This is a genomic window from Pseudomonas sp. SMN11 (genome assembly GCF_052041945.1).
Lineage (GTDB): Bacteria > Pseudomonadota > Gammaproteobacteria > Pseudomonadales > Pseudomonadaceae > Aquipseudomonas.
Genome location: NZ_JBKGGW010000005.1, coordinates 34,042 through 60,775 on the forward strand (window position 1 = coordinate 34,042; position 26,734 = coordinate 60,775).

Below are 26,734 nucleotides of genomic sequence, written 5' to 3' on the forward strand. Positions count from 1 at the left end.
GGGACAGGTCTCAGAACGTGGTCTTGAGGGTCAGGTACAGGGCGCCACGGTCTTCGGTGGTGGCACCACCGCCGGAGAAGGAGGCGTAGCCGCCGCCGTAGCAGGTGTAGTCCTGTTCGCCGTCGAGGGCGTTCGGCGTGCTGCCGTCGGTCTGGCCATCCTTGCAGGACTGGGTCTTGCCGAAGCTGTCGACGTACTTGAGGTCGACGAAGTACTGGTTGTAGATGGCGGCGCTGACGCCGACCGCATAGTTGCCAGTGTCCTTGGCACCGCCGCCCTGCACTGGCGACACGCCGTCGATGCCGACGTTGACCGACAGCGGCATGCTCAGGTCGATACCGGGCATCACCTGGAACCAGGTGGGGGTGAAGTTGACGGCGATGCCCCAGTTGTCGCGGGTCGGCTGGTCGATACCGCGGTAGCTGCTCTTGCCCTTGTACAAGGCCTCGTTGTGGCCATCGAGCTTGAGCAGGTTGCTGTAGAACAGCTCGCCAAGCAGGGTTGCCGAATCGAACAGCGGCGTGTCGCCGATGGTCATCAGGCCGTTGAGGGTCCAATGCAGGGTTTCACCGGTGGCGCTCAGGCTGTCGCCGTCCTTGGGCACGTCGTAGATCACCCCACTGCTGGCCAGGCGTGGCGGCAGCAGGCCGAAGCCACCACCCAGGCCGGCGGTGCCGGGGGCACTGACGATGGCTGGGATGCTCGCCAGGGGCATGTGGTGACGAATGTTGAGGTCGCTGCCGACGCTGATGCCGCCGATGTCCTTGGACAGGCTCAGGCCATAGATGTCGATGTCGTCGGAATAGGCGAACTGGTAGGTGGTGCTCTGCAGCGAGTTGTACAGGTTGCCGACCGCGCCCTGGCGGCTGGCCGGCGGCGCGCCGAACGGGCCACGGGCCACGGTCATGCCGCGTGCGTCGAGCCAGGCCTGGGGCAGGATCTCGGAGGTCTTGCGGTAGTAGAAGCCCAGGGTGCCGCCGAGCCATTCGGGCGACCACTTGGCCATGACGCCCCAGTCGCCGCTGTTGCGGGGGGTCAGGTCGTCGCCACGGCGGATGGTGGTGAGCGCACCGCGCACCGGGATCAGCCCCGGGGTGCCGGTATGGCCGAGCAGGAAGCTCTGGGCGCCCTCGCCCACCACGTCGGAACCGCCGTAGAAGGTGCCGGCTTCCGGCAGGCGCGCGGCATCCCAGTCGAAGAAATACTGTGCCCCCAGGGTCAGCTCAGGGTTGACCATGAACGACGTGGACAGCTGGTTGCGCGGCACGAACAGTTCCTTGGCCTCGGTGCCTGGCGAGGCCGCCAGTTTGGCCAGGTCCAGCCCGGACTGGCCATAGCTCAGCGAGTGCACCGGGTTGAGCAGGGTTTCACCCCAGAACAGGTTGTGCTGGCCGACTTTGGCGCTGATCTGCGACTCCTCGCCAACGTCGCGGCTGAAGAACACGAAGGCATCCAGCACTTCGCCAGAGGGGCCGCTGTAGTAGCGCTGGGCATAGTTGCTCAGGTGCGGGCTGCCCAGCGGTACGCCAGTACCCGGCAGGCCGTTGAGGCTAGGATTGATACCGGACTGGTCACCGTTGCCGTTGACGAACGGGTTACTGTTGGAGCCGGTGTTGTCATAAGCCTTGTCGTACCAGCTGGCGGTGCTGACCCGCAAACCGGTGTTGCCTTGGTAGACCACATCCAGCTCGGTCAACAGGTCGATCCGATTGGTGACCGTGGTGCCGGCCTTGCGGAAGTTGTAGTCACCGTCGTTGCTGTTGGGTGTGCCGAGCATGCGTTTGTCGGCGCTTTCGGTGCGCACGCCGTAGTTGTATTTGACCGTGTTGTCGAAGCGTACGGCCCAATCTTCGCTGCCGGTGGTGACTTCGAAGGCTTGCGCGCCGGGCAGGCTGAGCAGGCTGATGGCGCAGGCGAGCAGGCAGCGCTGTGGTTTCACAGCACGGTGAATGCGGTGTTCTGGCATTGCGATGACTCCACTTATTGTTCTTGTTGTTTTGGGCCGCCCGTCATCTGCGGGCTTGGCCTGGGCATCCGTGCGCGGTTGGCAGATCAGCGGTCCAGGCGACGAATCAGGTTTTCAGCCATCGGCCAGGGGCCAAAACCGGCTGCCGGGTTGAGGTGGCCGACCGGCCCCAAGGCGATCAGCTCGCTGCCCCAGGCCTGCGCCATGACACCAGCGGCGTCGATGCTGGCGAGGTGGTCGTTGCTGCTGGCGGCGACGATGCTGGGGAACGGCAGCGGTGCCATCGGCAACGGCGACCAACCCTGCTCGGCCAGGCTTTGCGGGCTGGGATAGTGAGCCGGCCACTGGGCGTGCAGGTCTGGCGGAGCTGCCAGCAAGGCGCCTTTGATCGGCCGCTGATAGCGCGCCGCCCAGTGGGCGACCATCAGCACGCCAGCGCTGTGCGCCACCAGCACCACTTCGCCGTCGATCTGCTCAAGTTCACGCTGGATCGCTTCGACACGGGCGTTGCAGCTAAGCCCGTCGACCTGCAACGGCGGTACGCTGCGGACCTTGGCCAGGCGCGCTTCGAGCAGGGTTTGCCAGTGCTCGCTGACATGCTCGCGCAGGCCAGGGATGATCAGCACGGTGGCGGTGGTTTGCAGTCTTTCCACGTCAGAACCTCGGCTTGGATCGGGTACGAGGTTCACAGTAAAGAGGGGGCTCGGCGGGTGCTTCACATTGCGCGTCAGCGACTTTTCATTTGATGACAAGCTGATGTTCCGGACTTGTGCTTCTCAATTGATGACACGCAGGCTATAAATCTCCGACCGCCTGACGGAAAACAATAAAAATGCCAGCCCTAGTCCGTGCCGCGAGCCTGACCAATTACCTCGAAGTGTCCCGCCACGTCGGCCTGAACCCCAACGCCCTGCTCGCCCAGGTGGGCCTTAGCGCCACAATGCTCGAAGACCCCAACCGGCGGATTCCGGCTGCCAACGTGATTACCCTGCTGGAAGAGTCGGCCCGTATCAGCGGCTGCGAAACCTTCGGCTTGCGCATGGCCGAATCGCGCCAGCTCTCTGATTTTGGCGAAATCAGCCTGCTGCTCAGCCACCAGCGCAACCTGCGCGATGCCCTGGAAGTGATCGTGCAATATCGTCATCTGCTCAACGATGCACTGGCCATCCACGTCGAGGAAGCCGGCAAGACGGTCATCATTCGTGAGGAAGTGATCAACGAGCGGGCGCCCTGCAGCCGCCAGGCCACAGAGCTTGCCATCGGCGTGATGCTGCGCCTGTGCGCGGCTCTGTTGGGCGCCCAGTGGCACCCGATCAGCGCCAACTTCGCCCATGCAGCGCCTGCCGACCTGGCCATCCATCGGCGCATCTTCGGCTGCAAGCTGGTGTTCGGCAGCGAGTTCAACGGCATCGTCTGCCCCGCCGCCGACCTCGACAGCGCCAGCCCCCAGGCCAACGAGGCCATGGCGCGCCTGGCACGGCGCTACCTGGACAGCCTGCCGGCCGGCGGCACGCCATCACTGGAGCTGGAGTTGCGCAAGACTATCTACCTGCTGCTGCCCATGGGCCGCGCCACCATCGAGCAGGTGGCGCAGACCCAGGGCATGAATGTGCGCACGCTGCAACGGCGCCTGGAAGAAGACGGGCTGACGTTCAAGGACATGATCAACAACGTGCGCCGCGACCTGGTGATGCGTTACCTGGAAAACCCCAGCTATTCGCTGGGGCGCATCGCCGACATGCTCGGTTACTCGATGCCCAGTTCATTCACCCGCTGGTTCATCGCCCAGTTCGGCATGCCGCCCGCCAGCTGGCGGGCCAGGCTCGCCGAGCAGGCACCTTGAAGCGCGATCAGGCTTGGCAAGCGATCACGATGAACACTTCACCCTCCTCGTGTTCGACCGGATAGGTCTGAACCTTGAGCGCTGTCGAGTTCAGCAAGTAGCCGCTGGCCAGGTCGAAGCGCAGGCCATGGGCGCAGCACTGGATCACCCGGCCCTCCAGGCGCCCGCCACACAGCGAGGCGCCCTGGTGCGGGCAACTGTCGTCGATCGCGTAAAGGGTATCGGCGACATTGAACACGGCCAGGCTCTTGCCGTGACTCTCCACCAGCACACGCCCGTTGCGCTCGGGCACCTGGCACGCGGCCAGGGCGATCCTCCAGCTCATGCCGGCACCCGTATCTGCAGTGCTTCACGCATGGCGGCGAACAGCGCTTCTGCAGGTTGCGCGCCGGAGATCAGGCGGCCCTCATTGAAGCGGAAACACGGCACCGCGTTGCCAGCGCGCCCGGTGCCGCCAAGGAATGGGCTGCCATCGTCGCGCAGGCAATCGACCACTTGCGCCGCCTGCAGTCCGCAGGACTGGGCAATGGCGAGCAGTACCCGGTCGTCGCCCAAGTCGCGCCCCTGATGGAAGTAGGCAATGAACAGCTGCGCCAACAGCGTTTCAAAGCGCCTGGCGCTGAGCAGGCCAGATGCACGTTGCAGCAAGCGATGGGCATTCGCGGTATTGGGCATGCGGCGGATACGCGTGAAGTCGATATCTTCACCCACCACGCGGGCCGCGGCACGCACCTGCGCCTGACGCTCGCGAACGGCTTGTTCGCTGCCCAGCCGCTGCTCATAGAACGCGTGGAAAGGCAGGCCACCGGCGGGCAGGCCCGGCAGCAGTTGCACGCCCCGCCACTGCAGGGTCACTTCAACCTGCCGCAGCTCGCGCTGCAGCAGCAACAGGGCGGCCTGCAACTGCCGCTGGCCGATCAGGCACCACGGGCAAATGAAATCGAAGAACACTTCGACGGACAACATCTGTTTCACGAACTCAACTCCTCGGTACGGCTGACCAATGCTTGCAGACGCTCCATGTCGCTGTGGTAATGGCGTTTGGCAATGAAGAACACGGCGGCGGCGGCGATGCTCACCAGCGGCACCAGCTGGAACGCGGCATGCAGGCCGATCAGGTCAGATACCCGGCCGGTAATCAGCGGGCCGGTCGCCAGGCCCAGCAGGTTGTTGGCCAGGGTCAGGGTGGCGAACGCCGTGCCGTGCACGGCGGCGTGGGTCAGGTTGGCGACCATGGCGCTCGACGGGCCGTTGGTGCCGACGGCGATCATCATGCCCAGGCAGATCAGCACCAGTTGCGCGGTACCTGCCGACAGCGCGAAGGCCACCGACAGCAGCAGGCAGCTGCCCAGGCAATAGCCGATGGCCAGGCTGATCTTGCGGTCCGGGCGCTGACGGCCAAAGCGGTCGCAGAGCATCGCGCAGAGGATCGTGCCGATGCCGCTGAACAGCACGATCACTGCGGCGATAGCCCCGGCGCGATCGGTGCCCATGGCGTAGTAACGGTTCAGGTAGCTGGGCATCCAGACGATGACCGTGCCACCAACGAAAAGCTGCAGGCCACTGCCGATGTAGGCACCGATCACCGAACGCGAACCATACAAGGTGCGCAGTGGGTGGCGTGCCTTCACCTGGGCCTGTTGGACACATCGCGGGCGGATGCGGGCTTCCTTGACGATCAGTGGGTACAGCAACGCCAGCATCAGGCCGAACAGCGCCATGCCGGCGAATGCCCAGCGCCAGCCCAGGTGCTGGGCCAGGACACCGCCCAGGGCCATGCCCAACACCGAGCCGAACATGCCACCGGCCATGAAGGCACCGGCCAGGGTCGAGCGCATGTCGCGGGGAAACACCGCCACCACCACGGCAATGCCGACGCTGCCGTAGGCGGCCTCGCCGACGCCTACCAAAAAACGTGCGATGAACATCTGCGGGTAGTTTTCCGCCAAGGCGCAGCCCAGTGTCGCCAGGCTCCACAGCACGGCCATCAGCACCAGGCTGCGAACCCGGCCGAAACGGTCGGCGAGCAATGACAACGGGAAGGTCAGCAGGCCGACCATCAGTGCGACGATGCCGCTGAGCAGGCCCAGCTGGCTGTCGCTCAGGGCCCACTCGCCCTTGAGCAGCGGGAATACGGCATTGAGCACCTGGCGCGACATGTAGTCGGAGATCAACAGGCCGAAGGTCAGGGCGAAGACGACCCAGGCATAGCGCCGGGGGACGCTGTGCGCGGAGTCGGTGCCGTGTGCTTCGGCACTGGCGAGATAGGTGGCCATGGTGCCTCCTCGGAGTATCTGGCGTGGGTGGTGTTCTTGTTGTTATGGGTTACAGCCAAAATCTTTACTGCATGGGCTGGCCTCTTCGCGGGCACGCCCGCTCCCACATGGGAACGCGAAACCCTGTGGGAGCGGGCGTGTCCGCGAAGAGGCCGGTCCTGCTGGTCAGACCCGCTGCGGCACGCCCTTCTGCCCCGCCTGGCGATTGGGCGCCATGCCGTTGGCCTTGAGGGTCTGCTCGATGCTGGTGTACTGCTCGCCGATGCGATAGATGGCCCGGGCCTCTTTGCAGTTGGCCACTTCGCGGCCCAGTTCATGGGCCACACGTACGGTCTGCTGGATCTGCTGCACCGAGCCGAAGCGCTTGCCATGCTGGTCGATGATGGTGTCTTCGTTGCCGCAGCGTGGATGCAGGCCCATGGCCAAGGCCATGGTGTTGAACGGCAGCACGTTCTTCAGCAGCGATTCGGCAGTCAGCGTGCAACCATCCGGCGCGCGGTGGATGAAGTTGAAGAAGTTGAACGGGTTGGGGCCGTCGAAACCGCCACCGATACCGATCCAGGTCAGGTTCAGCGGGCCCATGTAGTCGCCACGGCGGACGATGCGCTCGAGGGTTTCCAGGGCGTGCATGCCGGTCAGCTGGAAGTGCGGCTGGATGCCGCTGGCCTGCAAGCGGCGCAGGTGTTCGCGGACCCAGGCCGGGCCAGCAGGCACGGTCATTTCGCTGTAGGCAGCGTGGATGGCCGGGTGGGCCAGGGAGGTGCCTTCCAGATACTCCGGATACAGCAACTCCATGATGTTCATCTGCGTGGTATTGATCGCCACAGTCACCTGGTCAGGGCGCGGGGTCAACTCGGCGAGCATGTGCCGGGTGTCGTCGGATAGCCACTTGGCCGCCTCGCCTTCGCCCTCGGGGGCAAAGGAAATCGAGCCGCCGACCTGGATGATCATGTCTGGCACGGCTTCGCGCACGCCGGCAATCAGTTCGTTGAACTTGGACAGACGCTTGGAGCCCTTGCCGTCCAGTTCGCGCACATGCAGGTGCAGCACGGTGGCGCCGGCTTCATGGCAATCGACAGCCTTCTGCACCTGCTCGTCCATGGTCAGCGGGATGTCTTCGGGGAAGTCCTCGGGCATCCACTCCGGGCCATACGGGGCCGCGGTGATCACCACCTTTTCCATGTTTTCCGGGTGCAACGAATCGTCGAAGAATTGCATGCAGTAGTCCTCGCTATTGTTATTGTGCTGTGCGCCGCGGGTGAGTGCGGCGGATGACTCAGAAGGTGGGGCTGCCCTTGATCCCCGCACGCTCCATCTTGCGATGACACGGCGGGTAGTCCATGACCGCGTAGTGCTGGGTGCTGCGGTTATCCCAGATGGCCACGCTGTTGGGCTTCCAGCGCCAACGCACCTGGTATTCGGGCAGGTAGGCCTGGCTGAGCAGGTAGCGCAGCAGGTCGGCGGCGCCGGGGTTGGCGTCCTGGCCGAAACGCACACGCTGGGGCGTGTGGTAGTTGCTGAAGTGAGTGGTGAAGGCGTTGACGAACAGCACCTGCTCGCCAGTGTCCGGGTGCGTGCGCACCACGGGGTGTTCGGCATCCGGGAATTGCGCCTTGAGCTCCAGGCGTTTTTCGATTGGCATGGCGGCGCCGAAACTGGCTTCGATGCTGTGGCGTGCGCGCAGGCCTTCAATCTTCGCCTTCACGTCACTTGGCAGGTTTTCATAGGCCAGCACCATGTTTGCCCACATCGTGTCGCCACCCACCGGCGGGCACTCGACGCAGCGCAGCACGCAGCCCATGGGCGGTGCCTCGCGCCAGGTGGCATCGGTGTGCCAGGCGTTTTCATAACGGTCGTTGGGCTGGTCGGGGCGCTTGTAGATCTGAACCAGGCCTGGGTGCTCCGGGTCGCTGCCGGCCACCGGGTGGTCTTCGAGGTCGCCGAAGCGCCGGGCAAAGGCCACGTGTTCGGCACGGCTGAAGTGCTGGTCACGCAGGAACAGCACACGGTGCTTGAGCAACTGCGCGCGCAGTTGCTCGAACAGGTCGTCATCGTCGATCGCGTCAGCCAGGTTGACGCCGCTAATCTCGGCGCCGATCGCACAGGTCAGTTGTTCGATGTGCATGCTGTTGCCCTCTTCAGATGACGAAGATCGACGAGCCGGTGGTCCTGCGCGCTTCCAGATCACGATGGGCCTGGACGGCGTCCTGAAGGGCATAGTGCTGGTTGATTTCGATGCGGATGCGGCCGCTGCTGACGTGGTCGAACAGCTCGCCGGCGAGGTCGGCCTTTTCCGCAGGGTCGGCAATGAAGTCGGCCAGTGCCGGGCGGGTCAGCTGCAGCGAGCCCTTGATAGCCAGCAGCTGCGGGTCGAACGGCGGGATGGTGCCGGAGGCGGTACCGACGCAGACCATCAGGCCACGACGCTTGAGCGAATCGAGCGAACCCATGAAGGTGTTCTTGCCAACGCTGTCGAACACCACGTTGACGCCCACGCCATCGGTGAGCTCACGCACACGGCTGGCCACATCCTCGACGCTGTAGTTGATGATCTGGTTGCAGCCATGGGCGCGAGCGACTTCGGCCTTGGCCTCGGTGGACACCGTGCCGATCACGTTAAGCCCCAGCAGTCGCGCCCACTGCGCGACGATCAGGCCGACGCCACCCGCTGCGGCATGCAGCAGTACGGTATCGCCCTGTTTGAAGGCGTACAGCCGGCGCATCAGGTAGGCCGCCGTCAGGCCGCGCATGGTCATGGCAGCGGCGGTCTCGAAGGCGATGGTTTCCGGCAGCTTGATCAGCGCTGCGGCGGGGATCAGCCGCTCGGTGCAATACGCGCCGAGGGTGTTGAGGAAGCCGGTGTAGGTAACCCGGTCACCCACCGCCACCTGGGTCACGCCCTCACCTACCGCCTGCACCACGCCGGAGGCTTCCACACCGATGCCATTGGGCAGCGGGATCGGGTAGGTGCCATTGCGGAAATAGGTGTCGGCATAGTTCAGGCCAACTGCCACGTGACGCAGGCGCACCTGCCCCGGGCCGGGATCACCGACATCGGCATCCTCGTAGCGCAGCACTTCGGGGCCACCGGCCTGACGGAAACGTACGACTTTTGACATGCTTGTCACTCCAATCATCGATCTGGACGCAGGGCGTCAGTTCTGGGGTCATTGGAATGTAAGCGCTCGGGGTGGGGAGTGCTTCGCATCGGGCGACAGCGGGTTTTCATTTGATGACAGAGGCCGGGGCCAGGGCTGCAATCTTTTCTTCATGAGCTGTCTTGATGGTTAACCAAGCCCCGTCTAATACTTAGATCTCTGCCTGGGGAGGCACGAAACATGCAACCAAGATTCGTTATCGTTCCGGCTGTGCCCATCGAAAAGCAGTCGCTGCGCATCGGCACCGGCTATTGCGCGGCGACCGTATGCGGTGGTTTCGATATCTACGACACTCAGGAAAAGGAGCGGCTCAAACCCAGTTACCCGAGCAGGACAGATGCCGAGGTACAGTGCCGAAACATGAATATGGCAAGGCAACCCAGGTAGTCAGCTACCCTGCCCGCCCTGCGTGAGAGCCGCTAAGCCGGCTCTCACCCAAACCACCGTCATCAACGATGTGACTTGTCCGCCTCGCCTTCCTGCCAACCAGCAATCAGGCGCTGGGCATTCTCGTCGCAGCCCATGCCCTGTGGCTTGCTCTCCATGCCAGCGATCACTGCCAGCAGTTGCGCGCGGTTCTGCGCCAGGCGCAGCTGCATCGCTTCGATCTCGGCCACCTTGCGCTTGAGGCTCGCCAGCAACAGATCATGCCGTGCCGCGCCGTCGCCAGCTGCGCTGGTCAGTTTGCGCATTTCTTCAAGGCTGAACCCCGCCTGCTGCCCGCAGGTGATGACCTCCAGCGACCTTACCACCTGCTCCGGGTAATCCCGATAGCCGTTACCCAGGCGCCGGGCCTCGATCAGCCCGCTGGCTTCATAGAAACGGATACGCGATGCGCTGAGGCCCGTGCGTCGGGCCAGTTCGCCAATTTTCATGTTGGGTGAAATTCTCTGTTGACCTTAAGGTTTACTTTAACCTTAGCCTTCTCCAAAACCCAACCCGCCTGACACCCGGCGCTACTTGGAGAACCCCGCATGACCCCCTTCCAGCCCCTGCACCTGCCCAATGGCAGTGTCATCCCCAATCGCATTGCCAAGGCGGCCATGGAAGAAAACCTCGCCAATCAGGACCAGACCCCTTCCGATCAGTTGCTGCGCCTGTATCAGGCCTGGGCCGAAGGCGGCGCCGGCTTGCTGCTGACCGGCAACGTCATGATCGACCCCGGCGCCATGACCGGCCCAGGGGGCGTGATGCTCGATGACAGCCAGCAGCTGCAACGTTTTCGCCAATGGGCCGAAGCCGGCCGCGCCCAGGGCGCGCAGTTTTGGATGCAGATCAACCACCCCGGGCGGCAGATGCAGGCCAACCTTGGCCAGCCAACCGTGGCACCCTCGGCAGTGGCCCTGGACATGGGCGGATTGTCGAAGCTGTTCCCGCAGCCCAAGGCCCTGGACGAAAGCGAGATCGCCGCGTTGATCCAGCGCTTCGCCCGTACGGCGGCACTGGCCGAACAAGCCGGTTTCAGCGGCGTGCAGATCCACGCCGCACGGCTATTTGCTCAGCCAGTTCCTCTCGCCGCTGACCAACCGGCGCCAGGACCGCTGGGGTGGCAGCCTGGAGAACCGTGCGCGGCTGTTACTGGAGGTGGTCAAGGCGGTGCGCGAGGTGGTGGCCCCCGGCTTCAGCGTGGCGGTCAAGCTCAACTCGGCCGACTTCCAGCGCGGCGGTTTCGAACCGGCAGATGCACGCCAGGTCGTGCTGTGGCTGAACGAACTGTCGGTGGACCTGGTGGAACTGTCAGGCGGCAGCTACGAAGCACCGGCCATGCAAGGCGATGCCCGGGATGGCCGAACCTTGGCGCGGGAGGCCTATTTCCTCGAGTTCGCCCGCGACATTGCCGCGATTGCCCGCATGCCTGTGATGGTCACCGGTGGCATCCGTCGCCTGGCGGTGGTCGAACAGGTGCTCGCCAGCGGCGTGGCCATGGCTGGCATCGCCACCGCACTGGCGGTCGACCCCACCCTGCCCCGGCGCTGGCAAGCCGGCGAGACCAAGGCCCTGGCCGAACTGCCGCCGATCCGCTGGAAGCGCAAGGCATTCGCTGCCCTGGCCTACATGGCGCTGGTGAAGTTGCAGATGCGCCGGCTCGCCGCCGGCGGAAAACCCCAGGCCAAGGCCTCGCCGCTGCGCGCCCTGCTGCTGGAACAGTGGTGCACGCTGCGTCGAGTCAAGCAATACAAGCGTATGATGAATAGCCGACTGGATTGATGCTGTTCCGTAACGCCGTTCTCTGACGGGAGCACTGCCATGAACAAATCAACTTGTGCGCTGATACTGACATTGTCAGCGCTCGCAGGCTGTTCAAATAACGCATCCACTTACCATGACCAGCCACTGGTAGCCAAAGTCGATAATGGCATGAGTAAAGAGCAAGTGCTGCAAATAGGTGGCAAACCGGGCGCTCAGTCCGACCGCACGGTGGTACCTGGAACGTGCTTCGACTACATGCTGAGCAGCCCGGGACAGAAACTACAGCCTTACATGGTCAGCTTCGATCAGGCCGGGACGGTCGACAAAACCAGTTTCATGACCTGCGCCGAATGGAGCAATGCCCAGCAGAAGTCCCGGCAGACATTACCCAGCATGGGCGGTATGGGAGGGTCAGGCTATTGATGCAACCGGCTGCCGGTCACTCAAGGCACTCTCTGGCGGCCATGCGCAACTTGTCACTCGACAGGAAGCTGCCTTTATAGAAAGTTGCCCGGCTGCCATCGCGATACTCGACCACTTCCAGCACCTCGTCAGACGTCACGGCGCTGGGTGCGGTCAGCCGATAACCATGGCTGATGGACTTTTGCGTGGTCTGCGGCGACAGCGCCTGCCACTTTGGCAATACGCAGGCGGCGTAGTCCTGCGGGGATTTCGAGGTCAGCTTACTGGCGGTAGGCTTGCCTGGGTTTGCGCAAGCGGCAAGGTTTGCTGCGAGCGCGGCACATAACAGGATACGAAAGGTTGGCATTTGCAATTAACCAGACAGGAACGTGCGCCATTCTAGCCGGGTTCGCGCCGAAGGAGTAATCCACCAAGGTCGTGAACCGGCTTGATTGCCATTGGCGCAATACTTCCGTCGAATGGGCAAGACGGCACCATCCCTTAGAATGACCCCGCTGATGGATCAGCACCCATCGCAAAAAGCCCGCTCTCATGTGCGGGCTTTTTGCTCTTGCAGATCAACGATTCAGGCTTTTTTACACAACAATGCAGCATCGAGCAGTCTGCCATGGTCATACCAGGCGTCGCGCTGGTAAGCCGTGAACTGACGCTCGGTTCCCGTGCCGCGCAGTTCTACCAAACCAGCGGCCTGGGTAGGGTCAGTACTTTCGACGTACAGTTTTACCGAGTTGTCGCCATCGACCTCATAGGTTTTCACATTGCCTTGAAGTTCGCCTTTGACGCACCCCAGATAAGCGGGCGTGCTTCTATCGGTAGTACCGGACGTATAATCATGGCCATCCCGCACATCCCGATTCTGTGCACACCCGGCCATCAACAGCGTGGCGAAAGTGGTTGATAGTATTGCGCATGCGACCGATCTTGAGCTCTTCACGCGACACGCTCCTGCTGCCCCATCGATAACTGACGAAAGAGTGGCCAAGCCGAACGCCTTTTTTTAGTTCTCGTGTGCCCATGTTACTGCGCAAAGTGCACCGCACAATAGGCTTGTTTGCTATATGGGCAATGGCCCATGATCGGCAACTTTTCGGCTTTCGGATTATTTCTTTAGCCGAGCGGAACGATTTCAATCAGCCATGATTCTCATGCGTATCGACCAGGCGCAACGTTCAGGAGGGGCCCATGGTGTGGTGGATGGAAATACTCGCCCAGTTCGTGATCTCCACAGGACTTGCCGTGTTCAGCATCTTTGTGTTCTGGGCCTACACGCTGGCGTTCGGCAGGGCCTACAGCAAACTGCTGTCAGCCGCGTTGGCGCTGGCCCTTCTGGGCATCGCCGCCTTTCCCCATGGGACCAGCTTCGCCATCAGCCAGCAGGCGCTGCTGGGGGCTGGCAGCGAATTCCTGTTGCTGGTCGCAGACGCATTGGGGGTGATCAGCGCCGTGATGATTGCATCGTTCTTTTTCAGTCCTGGGCGAATGCTCGAAGAATCATGACGGCAGCCAGGCTATCCGCCCAGCCCTTGGCCGGTGAGCGAACAGCCGTCTGCTTCAATACTGTCAGCGTGGGCCGCCACCGTGCCCGCCGCCCATCATGCCCGGGCCGCCATGCCCCCCACCATGCCCGCCACCGCCACCTGGCGGCATGAACATCCAGCAACCTGCCAGCGTGGATAACAATGCAGCCACCACGGCGGCACGCAATACATGCTTCAACTTCATTACAGCGCTCCAAAAGGCGAAAAGCGGTGCCCTGCCTTATGTAAGGCAGGGCAGCGCTGCCAGTGTAAATTCCAAACCGGCCAGCCCGGGCGAGCTTTTACATAACTTTACTATTGCGTGGCACAGGCCTGGTCGCAAGCGCAAGGCATGAAGTCAATGCTGCCTTGCGTCAGTAGCGACGATAGTCCTGGTGCCCCCCACGATCTCCATCGTAGTAATGCCGATGGTGGTGATCTCCGTCGTGCCAGTAAGGCCAGCAGCCACTGAGCAACAACAACCCTGACAACACGACAACCCATGCAGTCTTGCGTTTCATGTGCGTACCTCCGGCCAGGCGAAGCGAGGCCTTGCTTACGTTGGACTGCGCAAAAAAGGGAGGTTCGGGCCGGTCGCCAGCCGCTGATCGTGTTTCATCTGTATTTGACGCCACCCTCGCCGCGTGCTCTCCTTACGCCTTGCGTCAGGTGCCCCCATCGGGGGTGAAACGGGAAATCGGTGCGTCGCAGGCCCTTGCCAGGGCCGGGCTAACCCGGTGCTGCCCCCGCAACGGTAAGCGAGCGAAGCGTCCAGACCACTGTGCCACGCAGTCCGGCATGGGAAGGTGATGCTTTTCAAGGAGCCCTGCTCCTCCTCGCAAGCCCGGAGACCGGCCTGGCGTTCATGAACACCCCGCGGTGGGCGGGCGTTGTCGCATTCCCTCGGGCGCCCCGTGCCCCGGGGCTGCCGCGCTTGTCCCCATTGCCCCATTGCCTACAAAAAGCAAAAAGCAGAGGATCGCGTCATGCCCATCTCCAGCGCCAAACACAGCATCACTACCCCCGTCACCCTCAGCCAGCGTGTGGTCATCGCCGTAGGTGCCAGCTTGCTCGGCCTGTGCCTGGTCTACTTTGCCGGGTTCTCGCATATCGAAGCCGTGCACAACGCCGCGCACGACACCCGCCACAGCGCCGCCTTCCCTTGCCACTGAGGCTGTCATGATCAAGCGTATCGCCCGCACTGCCGGGTTCAGCGGCCTGCTCGCCGCTCTGTTGCTGACCCTGCTGCAAAGCTTCTGGGTCGCACCGCTGATTCTCGAGGCGGAAACCTATGAATCGGCCGCACCCGTGGCCGAGCAACACAGCCACGGCGAAGAGGCAAGCGCAGGCCACACCCACAGCGAGGAAGCCTGGTCGCCAGAAGATGGCTGGCAGCGCATCCTGTCGACCACCGGCGGCAATCTGGTGGTCGCCGTCGGCTTCGCCCTGATCCTTGCCGCCCTGTACAGCCTGCGTGAGCCGGGCCGTACCAGCACGGGCGCGCTGTGGGGTCTGGCCGGTTTTGCCGTGTTCTGCCTGGCCCCAACCCTGGGCTTGCCGCCGGAGCTGCCAGGCACTGCCGCCGCCGACCTCGGTCAGCGCCAGAGCTGGTGGGTCGGCACCGCAGCCGCGACCGCACTGGGCCTGGCCCTGCTGGTGTTTGCACGCCATGGCCTGCTCAAGGCACTGGGCGCCGTCTTGCTGGTGGTGCCGCACGTGATTGGCGCTCCGCAGCCGGAAGTCCACGAAAGCCTGGCTCCGGAAGCCTTGGAGGCTCAGTTCAAAATCGCCTCCTGGCTGACCAACGCAGCTTTCTGGGTCGCCCTGGGCCTGCTCAGCGCCTGGTTGTATCGCCGCTCCAGCCACGCCTGATGGCCATCGACCAGCCATTGCCGGCACTGTACGCTGGCTTCGGCTGCCGCCGGGGTTGCCCGGTGGACGTCCTCGAGGTATTGCTGCATGAAGTGCTGCAGCGTCACGGCCTGACCGCCACAGCACTTCGTGGCTTTGCCAGCATCGCGGGCAAGGCCGACGAGCCAGGTTTGCAACAACTCGCCGCACGCTACGCCCTGCCGTTGGTGGTTTTCACTGCCGAGCAGCTGCGGGCGTACGAACCCCTGCTCAGCCACCGCTCCGCAGTCGCCTATGCCTACTGCGGCTGCTGGGGCGTGGCCGAGAGCACGGCACTGGCCCTGGCTAGCCTCAGTCACGTCGGCCCCGCACTCAGGGTGGCCCGCCAGGTGCGCGGCCCCGCTACCCTGGCACTGGCCTGTGCCGGATAATCGCTTCTTTCATCAATTCAAGGATCCGCCATGACGGTCTATTTCATCGGCGCCGGCCCCGGCGACCCAGAACTGATCACGGTCAAGGGCCAACGCTTGATCCGTCAGTGCCCGGTGATCATCTATGCCGGTTCGCTGGTACCCGCAGCGGTGCTCGAAGGGCATCAGGCCGAGACGGTCATCAACAGTGCCGAACTGCATCTCGAGCAAATCATCGACGCCATCCGCGCCGCACATGCCAATGGCCAGGACGTGGCCCGGGTGCACAGTGGCGACCCCAGCCTGTATGGCGCCATCGGCGAGCAGATCCGCCACCTGCGCGAACTGGGCATCGATTACCAGATCATCCCCGGCGTCACCGCCACCGCCGCCAGCGCGGCGCTGCTCGGCTGCGAACTGACCCTGCCGCAAGTGGCGCAGACGGTCATCCTCACCCGCTACGGCGACAGCTCACCGATGCCCGCAGGCGAGCAACTTGGCGACCTGGCCCGACACGGCAGTACCTTGGCCATTCACCTGGGGGTGAAGCACCTGCCACGTATCGTCGAAGAACTGCTACCCCACTACGGCCCCGACTGCCCGATCGCGGTAATTCATCGTGCTACCTGGCCAGACCAGGACTGGGTGCGCGGCACCCTGGCAGATATCATCGAACAGGTTGCCAGCAAGGGTTTCCGGCGCACTGCCCTGATCCTCGTCGGCCATGTACTCGGCGATGCGCCATTCAGCGAGTCGGCGCTGTACCGCGCCGGCCACGCCCACCTGTACCGCCCCGGCGACTAGCATTGCCAAGCTGACGAGGGGCGGAGCAGACTGCGCATTCCACCAGACCGGAGGGTTACCCATGCTGGAGCTGCGCCCTAACTGTGAATGCTGCGATGCCGACCTGCCGGGCGACAGCCCTGACGCCCTGATCTGCTCGTTCGAATGCACCTTCTGCCGTAACTGTGCTGACCAACGCTTGCAGGGACTTTGCCCGAATTGCGGCGGCCAGTTGCTGGCCCGCCCGACGCGGGTGGGCCAGGCGTTGAGCAACAACCCCGCCTCGACCCAACGGGTCCTCAAGCCTCATCCGACCTGCGCCTGACCCTCCGCCAGCACAGGCACCGCCACTTCTGGCGATGCTTGTGACGGTCGCCGTGTAGGAAATTTCTACAATACCGACTCGCTTGTTCAACACATCTATACTCGCCATTACCATGGATCCGGAATGGTCGTATCGTGCCGCACAGCAGAAAAAGCTTGCAGACGTATTCCTGATTGCCTCAGGAAGCCGACCACATTCCGACAGGAGTAAGTTACATGACCACCGTGCTGATCGTTGATGATCACGCCATCGTCCGTTTTTCCTTGCGCATACTGCTTGAGCGTGAGCGTTTTCGCATCGTCGGCGAAGTCGACAATGGCAGTGAAGTGGCACAGAAGGTGCGTGAATTGCGCCCGGATGTGGTACTGCTGGACATAGGGCTCCCCGGCCTGGATGGCATGGAAGTCATCAAGCGCCTGCAACAACAGGAGCCGGCCCCCAAGATCATGGTGCTGACCGGGCAGGCTACCGACCTTTACGTGCGCCGCTGCCTGGATGCCGGCATTGGTGCATTCGTCACCAAAGGCGAGGATCTGGAGGCCGTGGTGTTCGCCCTCAAGGCCCTGATCAAGGGCTACTCCACCTTCCCCCAGATGTCGGTGAACAGCAATACCCTGGAGAGCGAGCCAGAACGCCTGGGCAGCCTGTCCAACCGCGAGATGGAAGTGCTGCGGCGCCTGAGCCGTGGGGAAAACAACAAGAACATCGGCGCCTGCATGAACCTCAGTGCCAAGACCATCAGTACTTACCGTGGCCGTATCATGGAAAAGCTCAAGACCGAGTCTCTGGTGGAGATGGTTGATCTGGCCAAACGAAACCAAGTCAGCTGAGCGCGCGGGTAGCATGAAACCTGTCCTGGCTGGCCTGACCCTGTTGATCGCCCTGCTCTGTTACCCGTTCATGGCGCTTGCCGATGCTGAGCCCAGGCATTTGCTGGCACGCGCCACCAGCGCCGCACAACCACTACAACTGGATGACGCCGACCGTCAGTGGCTGCAGCGCCGCGGCGTGTTGCTACTGGGGAGTTCACGGCCGGATTACCCACCCTTCGAGATCAACGTCAGCCTGGATGATTACGAAGGCCTGAGCGCCGATTATGCCGGGCTGATCGCCGAGCAGCTTGGCGTACCGATCGAGGTCAGGCGGTTCGCCAGCCGCCATGAAGCGATCGCCGCGCTACGCGCTGGCACCATCGACCTGCTGGGCAGCTCCAATGGCTTTGAAGCGGCCGATGCCCAGCTCAGCCTCAGCCTGCCCTATGCCGACGACCTGCCGGTGATCGTGACACGCGAGGCTCCCCCCCTGAATCATGGCAAGGACCTGGCCGGGTTGCGCCTGGCGATGGTCGACCACTACTTGCCAGGCGAGACCGTCCGCGCCCTCTACCCCAAGGCACAGCTGAGCCTCTACCGCTCGGCCCTGGAAGGCCTCGCGGCGGTCGAACTGGGTGAAGCCGACGCGTATCTGGGCGATGCCATCAGTACCGATTACCTGATAGGCAAAAGTTTCCAGGGCATGGTGAAGATCGATCATTTCTGCCAAGTGGCCCCCGGCTCCTTTGCCTTCGCGCTCGCCCATGACAACCCGCGGCTGCGCCGTCTGGTCGACAGTGCCATGGGAAGGATCACCGAAAGCGAGCGCCTGAACATCCTGCGCCGCTGGAACAGTGGCAATACCAGCCTGTTGCTGGACCGCCACCTGTCCGTACTGACGGAGGAAGAAAACGACTGGATAGCCAGGCATTCAACGGTCAGCGTGCTGGTCAACACCGCCCTGGCCCCGCTCACATTCAACGACGCCGAGCAGCATGTCAGCGGGATCACCATAGACCTGCTCAAGCAGATCACCCTGCGCACCGGCCTGCAGTTCAGGTTCATCGAGCAGGGCACCGTGCAGCAGATGGTTGACAAGGTCGCACGCGGCGAGGCACAGATGATCGGGGCACTGGGCTATGGCACAGAACGCGCAGCCCAGCTGCGCTACACCCGCCCCTATCTGGTCAGCCCCAGGGTGCTAGTGACCCGCGACCAGGCGCCCTCGCCGCTGCACGCCAGGAACCTGGACGGGCAACGCATTGCCCTGCTGCAGGGCTCCCACCTTCGCGCCGAAGTCCTGCAGCGCTTCCCGAAGGCGAAACTGGTCATGGTGAACAACCCCCTCGGCCTGATGGAAGCGGTGGCCAACGGCGATGCCGACGCCGCCTATAGCAGCCATATCAATGCCTCGTACTACATCAACCAGGTCTTCAAGGGGCGCCTGCGTATCGCCGGTGTCGTGGGGGACGAGCCGGCCGTCGCAGCCTTTGCGGTCGCCCCTGGCCTGCCGCAATTGCAAGCCATCCTCGACAAGGCGCTGATGAGCATTCCTCCCGAAGAGCTGGATCAGCTGATAAACCGTAGGCGCACCAGCACCTTGGTCAGTGACAGCCCCTGGCGTGACTACCGCACCCTGGCCTTGCAAGTGCTGGTGTTGTCAGCCCTGCTGCTGGCGGGTGTGGTGTTCTGGAACAGTTACTTGCGCAAGCTGATCCACCAGCGCACTGAAGCCCAGCGCGCCCTGCAGGCGCAACTGGCCTTCAGCAGCGGGCTGCTGGAGCAACTGCGCCAGGCCAAGGATGAAGCAGAACAGGCCAGCAAGACCAAAAGCGCGTTCCTGGCGACCATGAGCCACGAGATCCGTACCCCCATGAACGCGGTGATAGGCCTGCTGGAACTGGCGCTGGAAGACAACCGCGCTGGCCACTGCGACATCCTGGCCCTGCAAACCGCCCACGATTCCGCCATTGGCCTGCTCGGGCTGATCGGCGACATCCTTGATATCGCTCATTTTCCTATTTACGACAGTAATCAAAAACATCCAGAAGGCAGAGGAAACAACGGCTTCGCTTAGATTTTTTCCTTCTAATTTTTTTGACGATCGTCAAGAACGATCTCTTCCGCACAACCAAAATACACATACAAAATCATTGAAATACGAACAAAATAGCGCACCATCGTTAAGTGCAAGTAGTTACAAAATTCACAACATAGACAATTTTACCTTGAAAACAATGAAAAATAAAATCACCCAACAATATGCGCACCTACGCCATATAAACCTATAATAAAACGAAAAGAACAAAAACCATATAAACCCAGGCAACTTTCCTGCCAATACTCCTCCATTGCAGCAAAATTAAATTGTTGACGACGCAGAACTTCTATAGTGAGCTACATGCACCAACGCGATGCATGTGGCGATATGATTGATACCAAATACATCACACGCTTCTCACTCCGCGCGATCACTGGTGAAATCAAAGCCGAGTTGATTAGGGGGAGAATCACGTATCAAGACGTGAGTCGTAATTGGGATCGACTGACTGCGCTCGTGAGTGCGTTCTTTGACATTCGAGATATTACACTCACAGTAGATGACATCAGATCTGAGAATTCAATTTCATCAAAGCTAGTTGGTTTTGAAGGCTTCTTACTAAAACATACGAAACTTAGTCGGCGAGTGGCAGCGTCAAGGTACTCAGAAGTCCTGCGAATGTTCTCGCTGACTTTTTGCTTTCCCTTAACCCCTTCAAGAACTCGCCAGAGCGCATCAAAAGATCGCACCGATGACTCAATCCGATTTTACTCGTCTTGCGAGAAAGACCTTAGCCGGCTGAAGCGCTATGAAGGATGGTTTGTAAAATCGAACACCGGATCGAAGTTTTTCGTAGATTTAAACGAATTCAACGAACTATATGGGCAAGAAGCCACAAGCTATATCTTAAAACGCGCCTCTAGAAAACTGGGAATTTACTCACACCACTCCGTTTCGAATCACAAACAAATCTTTGAATCCATTGTTCGACAGATCTGTCACCAGCATCCATCAATGGCACTCTTAAAGAGATTGAGAGACCCTAATCTTGTAAATGACTTCATGGAAAAATGCTTCACTCAAGATTATCTCTACGCTGTGTCCCAAAAGAACTGTCTCAAGTCCTTCTACCATTACTGGGCCGTAAAAGTTGGAATATTCAATAAGATTTTTGCTGGGTCATATTTTGTGGCCGAGCCCGCCCATCAAATACTTATTCCAACATACAAAAATGCCATCCATGAAAGCAGCGAGGAATACAATAGTACATTTACACCAATCCCACTAACACTAACAACGGACGAAGCTCTAGATGCCCTGAAAAATCAGTTACTCTCAAATAGAGAGGCAATATTGAATGCTTGCCGAAAATCGTGCGCTGAAGAGATCAGGTTACTGAATCGCTACAAGGAGTCCGCGAGTAAAGGTCGAGTATTTGATAGCTTCGAAGGCCTTAAATACAACATAGACTACTTCAGCGCAGACATCGCCGCCACCTGGGCCGCTAGCCCATACTTTTCACTTTCGACACTTCGAACAACGGGGCTCAATTCGGAAGAAATTCAAAAACACATTTACATGTTGAGGCCAACCATACTTAACCCATTCATCTACTTGATCACGACACTTAACACACAAATCACTCCATCATGGCTCCTAAACTTTGAGCTTCACAATAAGTTCGGCGCCAAAACAGGCCTTACCCAAGCTAGCCTATTGAAGGTAGCAAGAAGCATTAAAGCAAGGGCAAAGCGAACAATGTCGGTCCACCTCAACAAGGAGTCGTCTGAACTATTCGATTCGCTGGTAGATCTTACGCAAGAAGCTAGGGAATACTTAAAACACACTAATAATACAGACTGGCGATCCCTCTTATTGTCTTCTAGAAAAGGGCTTAGCCTCCCTCAAAAACTGACAACATTAGCGCCTTTAACTAGAACCCCAGCTTCCGACAAATTTAAGAATATACTCTTAAAGGAATTCAGAAAAACATCTCACTCCGACAGTGAAACGTTGCTTAGAAGGCTTACCCTTCGCTCAATTAGAGCCGACTCTCTGGTGCTAGTATTCCTGGAAACACTTAGCGAAGATCAGGTATCCAAAGCCGCTGGCCACAAAGAGCGAAGCGAAAAGCTTATGAATGCTTACATTCCAGCAGCCGTACGGTACTTCGTGATGGAGCGCTGGGTAAGACAATACCAAAATGCAATTATTTATGAAGTAATGAAGCCCAGCAAGCACTTACTTGAATGCATGGACTTTAATACCATGGAGGAAGTTGAATGGTTCCTACAAAACTCTCGCTCTGATTATGAGTTTGAAATATCTGGACAAAGCATGCGCCGCATTAATCATCAGACGGCCACTCATGCTGATCGTATTTATATCAGCCTAAACAAGGAGAAAATCTTAATCCTCCTTTCTGTCTATGACTTAGTGAGTCACGCAATTGGCAGAAAGATCCCAGTCAATGACTCAGCCATGAAATGGTACAGAATAGCGTGCCTAATAAAAATCGCCGCTAATCTGGCTTCCGAAGGAGTAATCGGAAGTAATTGCTCTCAGTCTGCCGCCTATCTATTCAAAAATACGCCAGTGTCGCACGCCATAACTGAGCGCATTCAAGAGGCAGTCTATGAAGCAGCATAATCAGTCTACTAACAATGACTCGTCAATGTCGAATGATGAGGTTATACAAAAACACATCGAAGCTGAGGAGGCTGCGCGACTACTGGAACTTTTTGAGAGAAATGACCTATGGAATGATCCGGGTAGTATACGTGATGAGGTTTTTTCTACGCTCACTATCGGATCCCCAATATATCGCCCTTACTGGTTTTCTGAAGAAACTCATTACGCTCTAAATATTTGGCACCAAAAACTGCCTGATGCCGAAGGTGGTTTTTATGAACGAGAAATAAACTTCCACATCCGGCTAGCCAATGGACTGCTGCTAACTCAAGGCAAGAATCGATCCCTTCTTGATTTGTTCAAATACTGGATCGCAATTCAGGTTCATCCAAGGTTCAACGGATGTTTTTTTAAGCCACTCTACGCTCAGGCAGAACTCACAAGGGTGCTTTATACGATTGACTGGATAATCCTGAATGCTGAAAGGTTCAGTATTTGTGATTTCGGACTAGGCCTGATAACGGAAAGCGATTATGTAGACTTTTTAACCACCGTAGCTGACCTACCTGTCAGCGAGGCTGTTTATCAATTGACTTCACGAACGGAATCTTACATCCGCAAAGAAATTTTGCAAATTGATGTTCTTGACTTCAAGGAGCAAGTAATTAGCTTTCCCGCGCTTGCGGACCTGCCCTCTCTCGACGAAAGAGCATTGAGCCTTACAGATGAGGAACTAATTAAGGCACGATATATCTTTTGGAAAAAAGGCTGGTACAGGCCTGGGAATAAATGCTGGACATTCAGGACCCCTAAACTTCTTGAGATTCTGTACAAAAACACCTTACATGGTCATAGACAGAAACCTAATCGACTATTAGAACTCGACATAGGCCTAGAGGGATACGCTACAGAATATCCTGCAATAGAAATACGGAATGGCTATATTGAGGGAATGACTAAAAACGGTGTGGACCGGTATCTTTCCACATTCAGAAAAGTATCTTCTTACCCGGACAAAGATTTTTACATTGATAGAGATGCCATATTCTCATTGTCCGCACGTCGCATCATGCATTCCTCGCCTATCAAACCAGATGGTCGCTACCAGATTGCACCACTCGATGTTATTGGGCACGGCCTTAGGTGCAGCTTAGAATTCATAGTTGAGCATGCGGACTTTATCCTTAGCAACATCCTATTTCAAATAAGCCACCCCGAAAATCATTTAACGACGGGAAGCATACTACACCATAAGCCATCTCTGAAAAATGATAAGCCCCACGCGGATTTTGAATGCACACATTGGTCGATTAATCGGAATGATATTGCATTCTTCAGCGACCTTCGTCGCGGCGTTGGGCTCTGTGAACTTTATCAAGTTCTTATTGGAGCAACAGGCATAGCGATATGTGGATTATGCGCTAGAAGAAGCGGAGAACTTAATCACCTCAAGGCGCACACCTGCTTGTATCCTGATACTGACCCATACCATAAATCCAATTCAAAAACACAGTATTTTCTAGTCTTTGAAGGCAGGAAGACAGGCACTGGAACAAACCGTCAAACACTGAAGCGCCCAATCCCCAGGATTGTCGCCAAAATCATATTCAAGCTCAAAAACTTTCATTCTAACTTGCAAGAACGAGGTTGTTTGCGTGGTGAAGGCAAACTATTAATAAGCATGGGAAGGCTCGATGGAAAACCATCGCATCTTTCTAAAAAAAGCCTGTATAACTACTTCGACATGGCAAGTGATTTCTTTGAGACAGGAACTGATACAGGTAAGGATGGCATAAAGCGTAGGCATTATCTGCGCCCCCATCCACTGCGTCGTTTTTTCGCACTCGTATTCTTTAATTCAGCACCAAACAACAGGCTCAATACAATTGCCTGGATGCTTGGACATACTGATCTGTCTTCATTCTACAGGTATGTAACGGAGGTTGTGGGCGGGCGTGCTCTCAACGAGGCTAAAGCTCAAAAACTGAAAAAACTTGTCACTCACGAAGAGAACGACCCTCTAGAGAACCTTGATTCATTAATTGAGAAACTGAAAGATGATTACAATGCCAAACGCATCTTCATCAATACATCTAAAGAACTTAGTGAAGATCTCGGGTACCTCTCGAACGAGGGGCTCATAAATATGGAGCCCACCTTTGAAGAGTTCATGAGTGGTGAAAACCTCGAACGTGACCTTTTGTCATACCTACGAAATGGAGAAATAAGCCTAGAGCCATCCTTCTTTGCTGTGAAGTCGGAAAATGGAGAAACTATTCAGAGCTTCAGCTTAGTCTTGAAAGTCAATGATATTCCGGACGATTAATCATGAAAAAGTCTACACTCAGCGGGATTCAAAGAAAATTTGAATTATTGGCAGCACTCACCGGTCATGACAGTGAAGACAAGGTATCTGCCGACCTGGTTGCGGCCCTATCAACGCAGGTCCGCTTTGCCTCCTTTGAGAGCGTCGATCTTGGCCTAGCACCCTGCTCCCTGAACTCAATGAAAGAGGCCGCGAATGAGTTAGTCCCAGGCGGCTTTGAGACTGTAAACAAACAGCGCGAACTCTGTTTTAAAAAATTTTCAGATGTTGGTGAATCTCCTGATCGCGCGGACACTGTCCGCGCGCTGCAAGCAAAGAACAAGTCCCTCGAAGACAGCATATCAGACCTTGAAGAGCATATCCTGCGCCTTAACTATCTATTTATGAAGATCTTTCAGATGTATAAACGCGCTGCACATAAACCAGCCCATCTCCTGCCAGCCGCATTCAAAATAGATGAGGCTGAACTTAACAACTTGATGGCCATTATGGAACTAGCAGACTTTTGGAGTCTCCATGAGTTCAAAGATTAGCTCAATTAAATCTGTCGGCAGTGGCTTCAAGCTCCCGCTGTATGCTACTGCTCACGGGAAAGCAAAAATGAAAGATTCCGCAGAGCTACCGATAGTTCGGCTTCCCGACGGCAAACCATCGTTCTGGGGGAACTTATTTTGCTTACACTTGCACGCTAAAGGCCTTTCCACTTTTAACAGAGGCGGTACAATTCGCACCTACTTAATGGCGGTGAACTTGCTGATTAAGTACGCCTTTTATAATTCAATTTCCATCACAGACATGACTAACTCACGCTTTCAGCACTTCATGGCCTCCCTAAGCGCCAAGCGACTGGACGGTGAAAAGAAACGCAAAGGCAAACGCATACGTCGGATCATATACCAGTCACTCGATTTTTTAGAGTTCGTTGGTGAGATGATGGGAAATACTGACTTTGTCAGTAAAAACGGTGTAGTACGGGCTTACAGAGCTAGTAAAAAGAAAACATTCAATACAGACAATCCATACACCCGCGCCCCTAGTTGGATTATAGAGGATCTGCCGCTTGATGATGCACCCGGAGAAGGGCTAGCCATCGGTGTCAGTACAGTCAAGGCTCTAAAGAATGAAACACGGCATTGCTCATCAAGCTTTTTATCAGTTCGAAACCATTTGATGTTTGAGATTTTTGAAGCCTGTGGCGGCCGTAGAGGGGAGGTGGCAAAACAGACAGCCCGGAACATCTATGAAGCACTACAAAACCCCAAAACACCAAACTGCCTAAAAATTGATACACTCAAACAGCAAACCAGATCATCCTCGCGGGAGGTCTGGATAAGTCCAGTCGTTCTTCTCATGGCAGAAGACTATATCAAACGGTCGAGGCGGCGCATAATTAGTAAAACAATCGGGATCCCTAACGACCATGGATATTTATTCATTTCGGAGAGGACTGGCCGCCCCTTATCCATAGACTACTTTACAACGCTCACCTCCAACTTGAGAAAAAAAGCTGGCATACAAGAAAAAGCTCACCTCCATCAATTTAGACATCTTTTCATTCAAAACCTCTATCGCGACTTATACCTAACGCTTGACTCTAGCACTGACTCAAAGATTCAAGGCTACGCAGAGAGAAACGAATTTGTTACTCTGAAAGTTATGCAAAGTTCAGGTCATCGCTGCCCGTCCTCACTGCGCCACTATTTAAAACAATACCAACAGGAATCCGCGGCAATTGAACTACCCGATACGCTCGCCATGCTCAATCGACTGCGCACTAAACTAGAAGATATAATTATGACGGTTTCGGAATGTGGCGGCTCAATGTCTGATCGGGAGTATCGAAATCTTTCTGCCCCCGTTCTCATGGCGCTTTCGAACATGCTGAAGCGTTGACGCTCTACCTCCCTAGGTGTAGCCATCTGATATGCATGACCACTCTATCGTGATCTGATGACGTGCTGCGCAGCGGTGGCAGAACGCTACACAGTGCCTACTCGATTGACTGGTCAAAAGCTCGTTGAACACGCTGGCTATAACGATTCCCGAGGGTCCTTACCCATCTGACCTAATTCGTAAGCGCGAGGGTGCCGTAGTGCCTTGAGCTAGGCCCTTCGACCGGTACCTCATAACCCTACAACTCGCTGCTACCTGCTGCATTATGACTCTGAGTTAGCGTGCTCAC

26 protein-coding genes, 2 pseudogenes and 1 riboswitch are annotated in these 26,734 nt (G+C 58.2%); of the genes and pseudogenes, 16 read left to right on the forward strand and 12 right to left on the reverse strand.

Annotated features, from left to right (window positions below; all coding sequences use genetic code 11):
- Window positions 1–10 precede the first annotated feature (10 nt).
- Window positions 11–1,966, reverse strand: a complete 1,956-nt coding sequence (locus ACLEJU_RS07060) for a DUF1302 domain-containing protein (protein WP_435424232.1) — start codon at window positions 1,964–1,966, stop codon at window positions 11–13.
- A gap of 86 nt (window positions 1,967–2,052) precedes the next feature.
- Window positions 2,053–2,619, reverse strand: a complete 567-nt coding sequence (locus ACLEJU_RS07065; protein ID WP_435424231.1) for an RBBP9/YdeN family alpha/beta hydrolase — start codon at window positions 2,617–2,619, stop codon at window positions 2,053–2,055.
- Between the two features lie 179 nt (window positions 2,620–2,798).
- Between ACLEJU_RS07065 and ACLEJU_RS07070 the strand changes: the two genes are divergently transcribed.
- Entirely contained in the window at window positions 2,799–3,809 is a 1,011-nt protein-coding gene (locus tag ACLEJU_RS07070; protein WP_435424230.1) for an AraC family transcriptional regulator, read from the forward strand.
- Between the two features lie 7 nt (window positions 3,810–3,816).
- On the opposite strand, the gene ACLEJU_RS07075 is transcribed toward ACLEJU_RS07070, so the two are convergent.
- The 6 genes from ACLEJU_RS07075 to ACLEJU_RS07100 all read right to left on the reverse strand — a co-directional run bounded on the left by ACLEJU_RS07075 (window position 3,817) and on the right by ACLEJU_RS07100 (window position 9,204).
- Window positions 3,817–4,134, reverse strand: a complete 318-nt coding sequence (locus ACLEJU_RS07075) for a Rieske (2Fe-2S) protein (RefSeq protein ID WP_435424229.1) — start codon at window positions 4,132–4,134, stop codon at window positions 3,817–3,819.
- Complete coding sequence (locus ACLEJU_RS07080) at window positions 4,131–4,784, reverse strand: DsbA family protein (RefSeq protein WP_435424228.1); 654 nt, start codon at window positions 4,782–4,784, stop codon at window positions 4,131–4,133. Before ACLEJU_RS07080 ends, ACLEJU_RS07075 begins: the two co-directional genes overlap by 4 nt.
- On the reverse strand, window positions 4,781–6,085 hold the full coding sequence (locus ACLEJU_RS07085) for an MFS transporter (protein ID WP_435424227.1): 1,305 nt from the start codon (window positions 6,083–6,085) through the stop codon (window positions 4,781–4,783). Before ACLEJU_RS07085 ends, ACLEJU_RS07080 begins: the two co-directional genes overlap by 4 nt.
- Window positions 6,086–6,250: 165 nt before the next feature.
- Window positions 6,251–7,303, reverse strand: a complete 1,053-nt coding sequence (locus ACLEJU_RS07090; RefSeq protein WP_435421577.1) for a 3-keto-5-aminohexanoate cleavage protein — start codon at window positions 7,301–7,303, stop codon at window positions 6,251–6,253.
- 58 nt (window positions 7,304–7,361) lie between these two features.
- Entirely contained in the window at window positions 7,362–8,210 is an 849-nt protein-coding gene (locus ACLEJU_RS07095; RefSeq protein WP_435421576.1) for a TauD/TfdA dioxygenase family protein, read from the reverse strand.
- Between the two features lie 13 nt (window positions 8,211–8,223).
- Entirely contained in the window at window positions 8,224–9,204 is a 981-nt protein-coding gene (locus tag ACLEJU_RS07100; RefSeq protein WP_435421575.1) for a quinone oxidoreductase family protein, read from the reverse strand.
- 219 nt (window positions 9,205–9,423) lie between these two features.
- Here ACLEJU_RS07100 and ACLEJU_RS07105 point away from each other — a divergent pair, with 219 nt between their 5' ends.
- On the forward strand, window positions 9,424–9,630 hold the full coding sequence (locus ACLEJU_RS07105) for a hypothetical protein (protein WP_435421574.1): 207 nt from the start codon (window positions 9,424–9,426) through the stop codon (window positions 9,628–9,630).
- A gap of 62 nt (window positions 9,631–9,692) precedes the next feature.
- Here ACLEJU_RS07105 and ACLEJU_RS07110 read toward each other — a convergent pair whose 3' ends face one another.
- A complete protein-coding gene (locus tag ACLEJU_RS07110; RefSeq protein ID WP_435421573.1) occupies window positions 9,693–10,118 on the reverse strand; it encodes a MerR family transcriptional regulator in 426 nt (141 codons plus the stop codon).
- A 99-nt stretch (window positions 10,119–10,217) separates the two neighbouring features.
- Between ACLEJU_RS07110 and ACLEJU_RS07115 the strand changes: the two are divergent.
- Window positions 10,218–11,451 (forward strand): annotated as a pseudogene (locus tag ACLEJU_RS07115) (NADH:flavin oxidoreductase/NADH oxidase family protein).
- Window positions 11,452–11,490: 39 nt separating this feature from the next.
- A complete protein-coding gene (gene osmE, locus ACLEJU_RS07120) occupies window positions 11,491–11,856 on the forward strand; it encodes an osmotically-inducible lipoprotein OsmE (protein ID WP_435421572.1) in 366 nt (121 codons plus the stop codon).
- Window positions 11,857–11,872: 16 nt separating this feature from the next.
- Here the strand turns inward: osmE and ACLEJU_RS07125 are convergent, their stop codons facing one another.
- Window positions 11,873–12,202 carry a hypothetical protein gene (locus tag ACLEJU_RS07125; RefSeq protein WP_435421571.1) on the reverse strand — a complete coding sequence of 110 codons (330 nt, stop codon included), beginning with the start codon at window positions 12,200–12,202 and terminating at the stop codon, window positions 11,873–11,875.
- A gap of 219 nt (window positions 12,203–12,421) precedes the next feature.
- On the reverse strand, window positions 12,422–12,790 hold the full coding sequence (locus ACLEJU_RS07130; RefSeq protein ID WP_435421570.1) for a hypothetical protein: 369 nt from the start codon (window positions 12,788–12,790) through the stop codon (window positions 12,422–12,424).
- 248 nt (window positions 12,791–13,038) lie between these two features.
- On the opposite strand from ACLEJU_RS07130, the gene ACLEJU_RS07135 reads away from it, so the two are divergent.
- The gene (locus ACLEJU_RS07135) at window positions 13,039–13,353 is read left to right on the forward strand and encodes a hypothetical protein (RefSeq protein WP_435421569.1); all 315 of its coding nucleotides are present in this window, start codon (window positions 13,039–13,041) and stop codon (window positions 13,351–13,353) included.
- A 63-nt stretch (window positions 13,354–13,416) separates the two neighbouring features.
- Here the strand turns inward: ACLEJU_RS07135 and ACLEJU_RS07140 are convergent, their stop codons facing one another.
- Window positions 13,417–13,578: a hypothetical protein gene (locus ACLEJU_RS07140; RefSeq protein WP_435421568.1), complete on the reverse strand. Its 162-nt coding sequence runs from the start codon at window positions 13,576–13,578 to the stop codon at window positions 13,417–13,419.
- 445 nt (window positions 13,579–14,023) lie between these two features.
- Window positions 14,024–14,247: riboswitch (cobalamin riboswitch) on the forward strand.
- Between the two features lie 112 nt (window positions 14,248–14,359).
- Here ACLEJU_RS07140 and ACLEJU_RS07145 point away from each other — a divergent pair.
- The 11 genes and pseudogenes from ACLEJU_RS07145 (at window position 14,360) to ACLEJU_RS07195 (ending at window position 26,445) form a co-directional block, all read left to right on the forward strand.
- The gene (locus ACLEJU_RS07145) at window positions 14,360–14,545 is read left to right on the forward strand and encodes a CbtB domain-containing protein (protein ID WP_435421567.1); all 186 of its coding nucleotides are present in this window, start codon (window positions 14,360–14,362) and stop codon (window positions 14,543–14,545) included.
- Window positions 14,546–14,552: 7 nt separating this feature from the next.
- Window positions 14,553–15,245 carry a CbtA family protein gene (locus tag ACLEJU_RS07150; protein WP_435421566.1) on the forward strand — a complete coding sequence of 231 codons (693 nt, stop codon included), beginning with the start codon at window positions 14,553–14,555 and terminating at the stop codon, window positions 15,243–15,245.
- A 17-nt stretch (window positions 15,246–15,262) separates the two neighbouring features.
- A complete protein-coding gene (locus tag ACLEJU_RS07155) occupies window positions 15,263–15,655 on the forward strand; it encodes a cobalamin biosynthesis protein (protein WP_435421582.1) in 393 nt (130 codons plus the stop codon).
- Between the two features lie 30 nt (window positions 15,656–15,685).
- Window positions 15,686–16,438, forward strand: coding sequence for a precorrin-4 C(11)-methyltransferase (cobM, locus tag ACLEJU_RS07160; protein WP_435421565.1), 753 nt, complete (start codon window positions 15,686–15,688; stop codon window positions 16,436–16,438).
- Window positions 16,439–16,499: 61 nt separating this feature from the next.
- A complete protein-coding gene (locus tag ACLEJU_RS07165) occupies window positions 16,500–16,742 on the forward strand; it encodes a DUF1272 domain-containing protein (RefSeq protein WP_435421564.1) in 243 nt (80 codons plus the stop codon).
- Window positions 16,743–16,957: 215 nt separating this feature from the next.
- Window positions 16,958–17,572 carry a response regulator gene (locus tag ACLEJU_RS07170; RefSeq protein WP_435421563.1) on the forward strand — a complete coding sequence of 205 codons (615 nt, stop codon included), beginning with the start codon at window positions 16,958–16,960 and terminating at the stop codon, window positions 17,570–17,572.
- A gap of 13 nt (window positions 17,573–17,585) precedes the next feature.
- A pseudogene (locus tag ACLEJU_RS07175) lies at window positions 17,586–19,565 on the forward strand (transporter substrate-binding domain-containing protein); the annotation flags it as partial.
- 390 nt (window positions 19,566–19,955) lie between these two features.
- Complete coding sequence (locus tag ACLEJU_RS07180; RefSeq protein WP_435421562.1) at window positions 19,956–22,244, forward strand: hypothetical protein; 2,289 nt, start codon at window positions 19,956–19,958, stop codon at window positions 22,242–22,244.
- Window positions 22,231–24,552 (forward strand): hypothetical protein, encoded by a 2,322-nt coding sequence (locus tag ACLEJU_RS07185; protein ID WP_435421561.1) that lies wholly within the window; start codon window positions 22,231–22,233, stop codon window positions 24,550–24,552. The genes ACLEJU_RS07180 and ACLEJU_RS07185 overlap by 14 nt, the downstream gene beginning before the upstream one ends.
- A gap of 2 nt (window positions 24,553–24,554) precedes the next feature.
- Window positions 24,555–25,085, forward strand: coding sequence for a hypothetical protein (locus ACLEJU_RS07190; RefSeq protein WP_435421560.1), 531 nt, complete (start codon window positions 24,555–24,557; stop codon window positions 25,083–25,085).
- Window positions 25,069–26,445: a tyrosine-type recombinase/integrase gene (locus ACLEJU_RS07195; RefSeq protein ID WP_435421559.1), complete on the forward strand. Its 1,377-nt coding sequence runs from the start codon at window positions 25,069–25,071 to the stop codon at window positions 26,443–26,445. The genes ACLEJU_RS07190 and ACLEJU_RS07195 overlap by 17 nt, the downstream gene beginning before the upstream one ends.
- The last annotated feature ends 289 nt before the right edge of the window (window positions 26,446–26,734 follow it).

Bases quoted from the DNA above. Each gene is read 5' to 3' on its own strand.
- ACLEJU_RS07165 (WP_435421564.1), top strand. From the start codon at position 16,500: ATGCTGGAGCTGCGCCCTAACTGTGAATGCTGCGATGCCGACCTGCCG.
- ACLEJU_RS07145 (WP_435421567.1), top strand. From the start codon at position 14,360: ATGCCCATCTCCAGCGCCAAACACAGCATCACTACCCCCGTCACCCTC.
- ACLEJU_RS07085 (WP_435424227.1), bottom strand. From the start codon at position 6,085: ATGGCCACCTATCTCGCCAGTGCCGAAGCACACGGCACCGACTCCGCG.
- ACLEJU_RS07195 (WP_435421559.1), top strand. From the start codon at position 25,069: ATGAGTTCAAAGATTAGCTCAATTAAATCTGTCGGCAGTGGCTTCAAG.
- ACLEJU_RS07150 (WP_435421566.1), top strand. From the start codon at position 14,553: ATGATCAAGCGTATCGCCCGCACTGCCGGGTTCAGCGGCCTGCTCGCC.
- osmE (WP_435421572.1), top strand. From the start codon at position 11,491: ATGAACAAATCAACTTGTGCGCTGATACTGACATTGTCAGCGCTCGCA.
- ACLEJU_RS07060 (WP_435424232.1), bottom strand. From the start codon at position 1,966: ATGCCAGAACACCGCATTCACCGTGCTGTGAAACCACAGCGCTGCCTG.
- ACLEJU_RS07125 (WP_435421571.1), bottom strand. From the start codon at position 12,202: ATGCCAACCTTTCGTATCCTGTTATGTGCCGCGCTCGCAGCAAACCTT.
- ACLEJU_RS07070 (WP_435424230.1), top strand. From the start codon at position 2,799: ATGCCAGCCCTAGTCCGTGCCGCGAGCCTGACCAATTACCTCGAAGTG.
- ACLEJU_RS07190 (WP_435421560.1), top strand. From the start codon at position 24,555: ATGAAAAAGTCTACACTCAGCGGGATTCAAAGAAAATTTGAATTATTG.
- ACLEJU_RS07170 (WP_435421563.1), top strand. From the start codon at position 16,958: ATGACCACCGTGCTGATCGTTGATGATCACGCCATCGTCCGTTTTTCC.
- ACLEJU_RS07100 (WP_435421575.1), bottom strand. From the start codon at position 9,204: ATGTCAAAAGTCGTACGTTTCCGTCAGGCCGGTGGCCCCGAAGTGCTG.
- cobM (WP_435421565.1), top strand. From the start codon at position 15,686: ATGACGGTCTATTTCATCGGCGCCGGCCCCGGCGACCCAGAACTGATC.
- ACLEJU_RS07105 (WP_435421574.1), top strand. From the start codon at position 9,424: ATGCAACCAAGATTCGTTATCGTTCCGGCTGTGCCCATCGAAAAGCAG.
- ACLEJU_RS07135 (WP_435421569.1), top strand. From the start codon at position 13,039: ATGGTGTGGTGGATGGAAATACTCGCCCAGTTCGTGATCTCCACAGGA.
- ACLEJU_RS07110 (WP_435421573.1), bottom strand. From the start codon at position 10,118: ATGAAAATTGGCGAACTGGCCCGACGCACGGGCCTCAGCGCATCGCGT.
- ACLEJU_RS07095 (WP_435421576.1), bottom strand. From the start codon at position 8,210: ATGCACATCGAACAACTGACCTGTGCGATCGGCGCCGAGATTAGCGGC.
- ACLEJU_RS07185 (WP_435421561.1), top strand. From the start codon at position 22,231: ATGAAGCAGCATAATCAGTCTACTAACAATGACTCGTCAATGTCGAAT.
- ACLEJU_RS07140 (WP_435421568.1), bottom strand. From the start codon at position 13,578: ATGAAGTTGAAGCATGTATTGCGTGCCGCCGTGGTGGCTGCATTGTTA.
- ACLEJU_RS07090 (WP_435421577.1), bottom strand. From the start codon at position 7,303: ATGCAATTCTTCGACGATTCGTTGCACCCGGAAAACATGGAAAAGGTG.
- ACLEJU_RS07075 (WP_435424229.1), bottom strand. From the start codon at position 4,134: ATGAGCTGGAGGATCGCCCTGGCCGCGTGCCAGGTGCCCGAGCGCAAC.
- ACLEJU_RS07180 (WP_435421562.1), top strand. From the start codon at position 19,956: ATGCACCAACGCGATGCATGTGGCGATATGATTGATACCAAATACATC.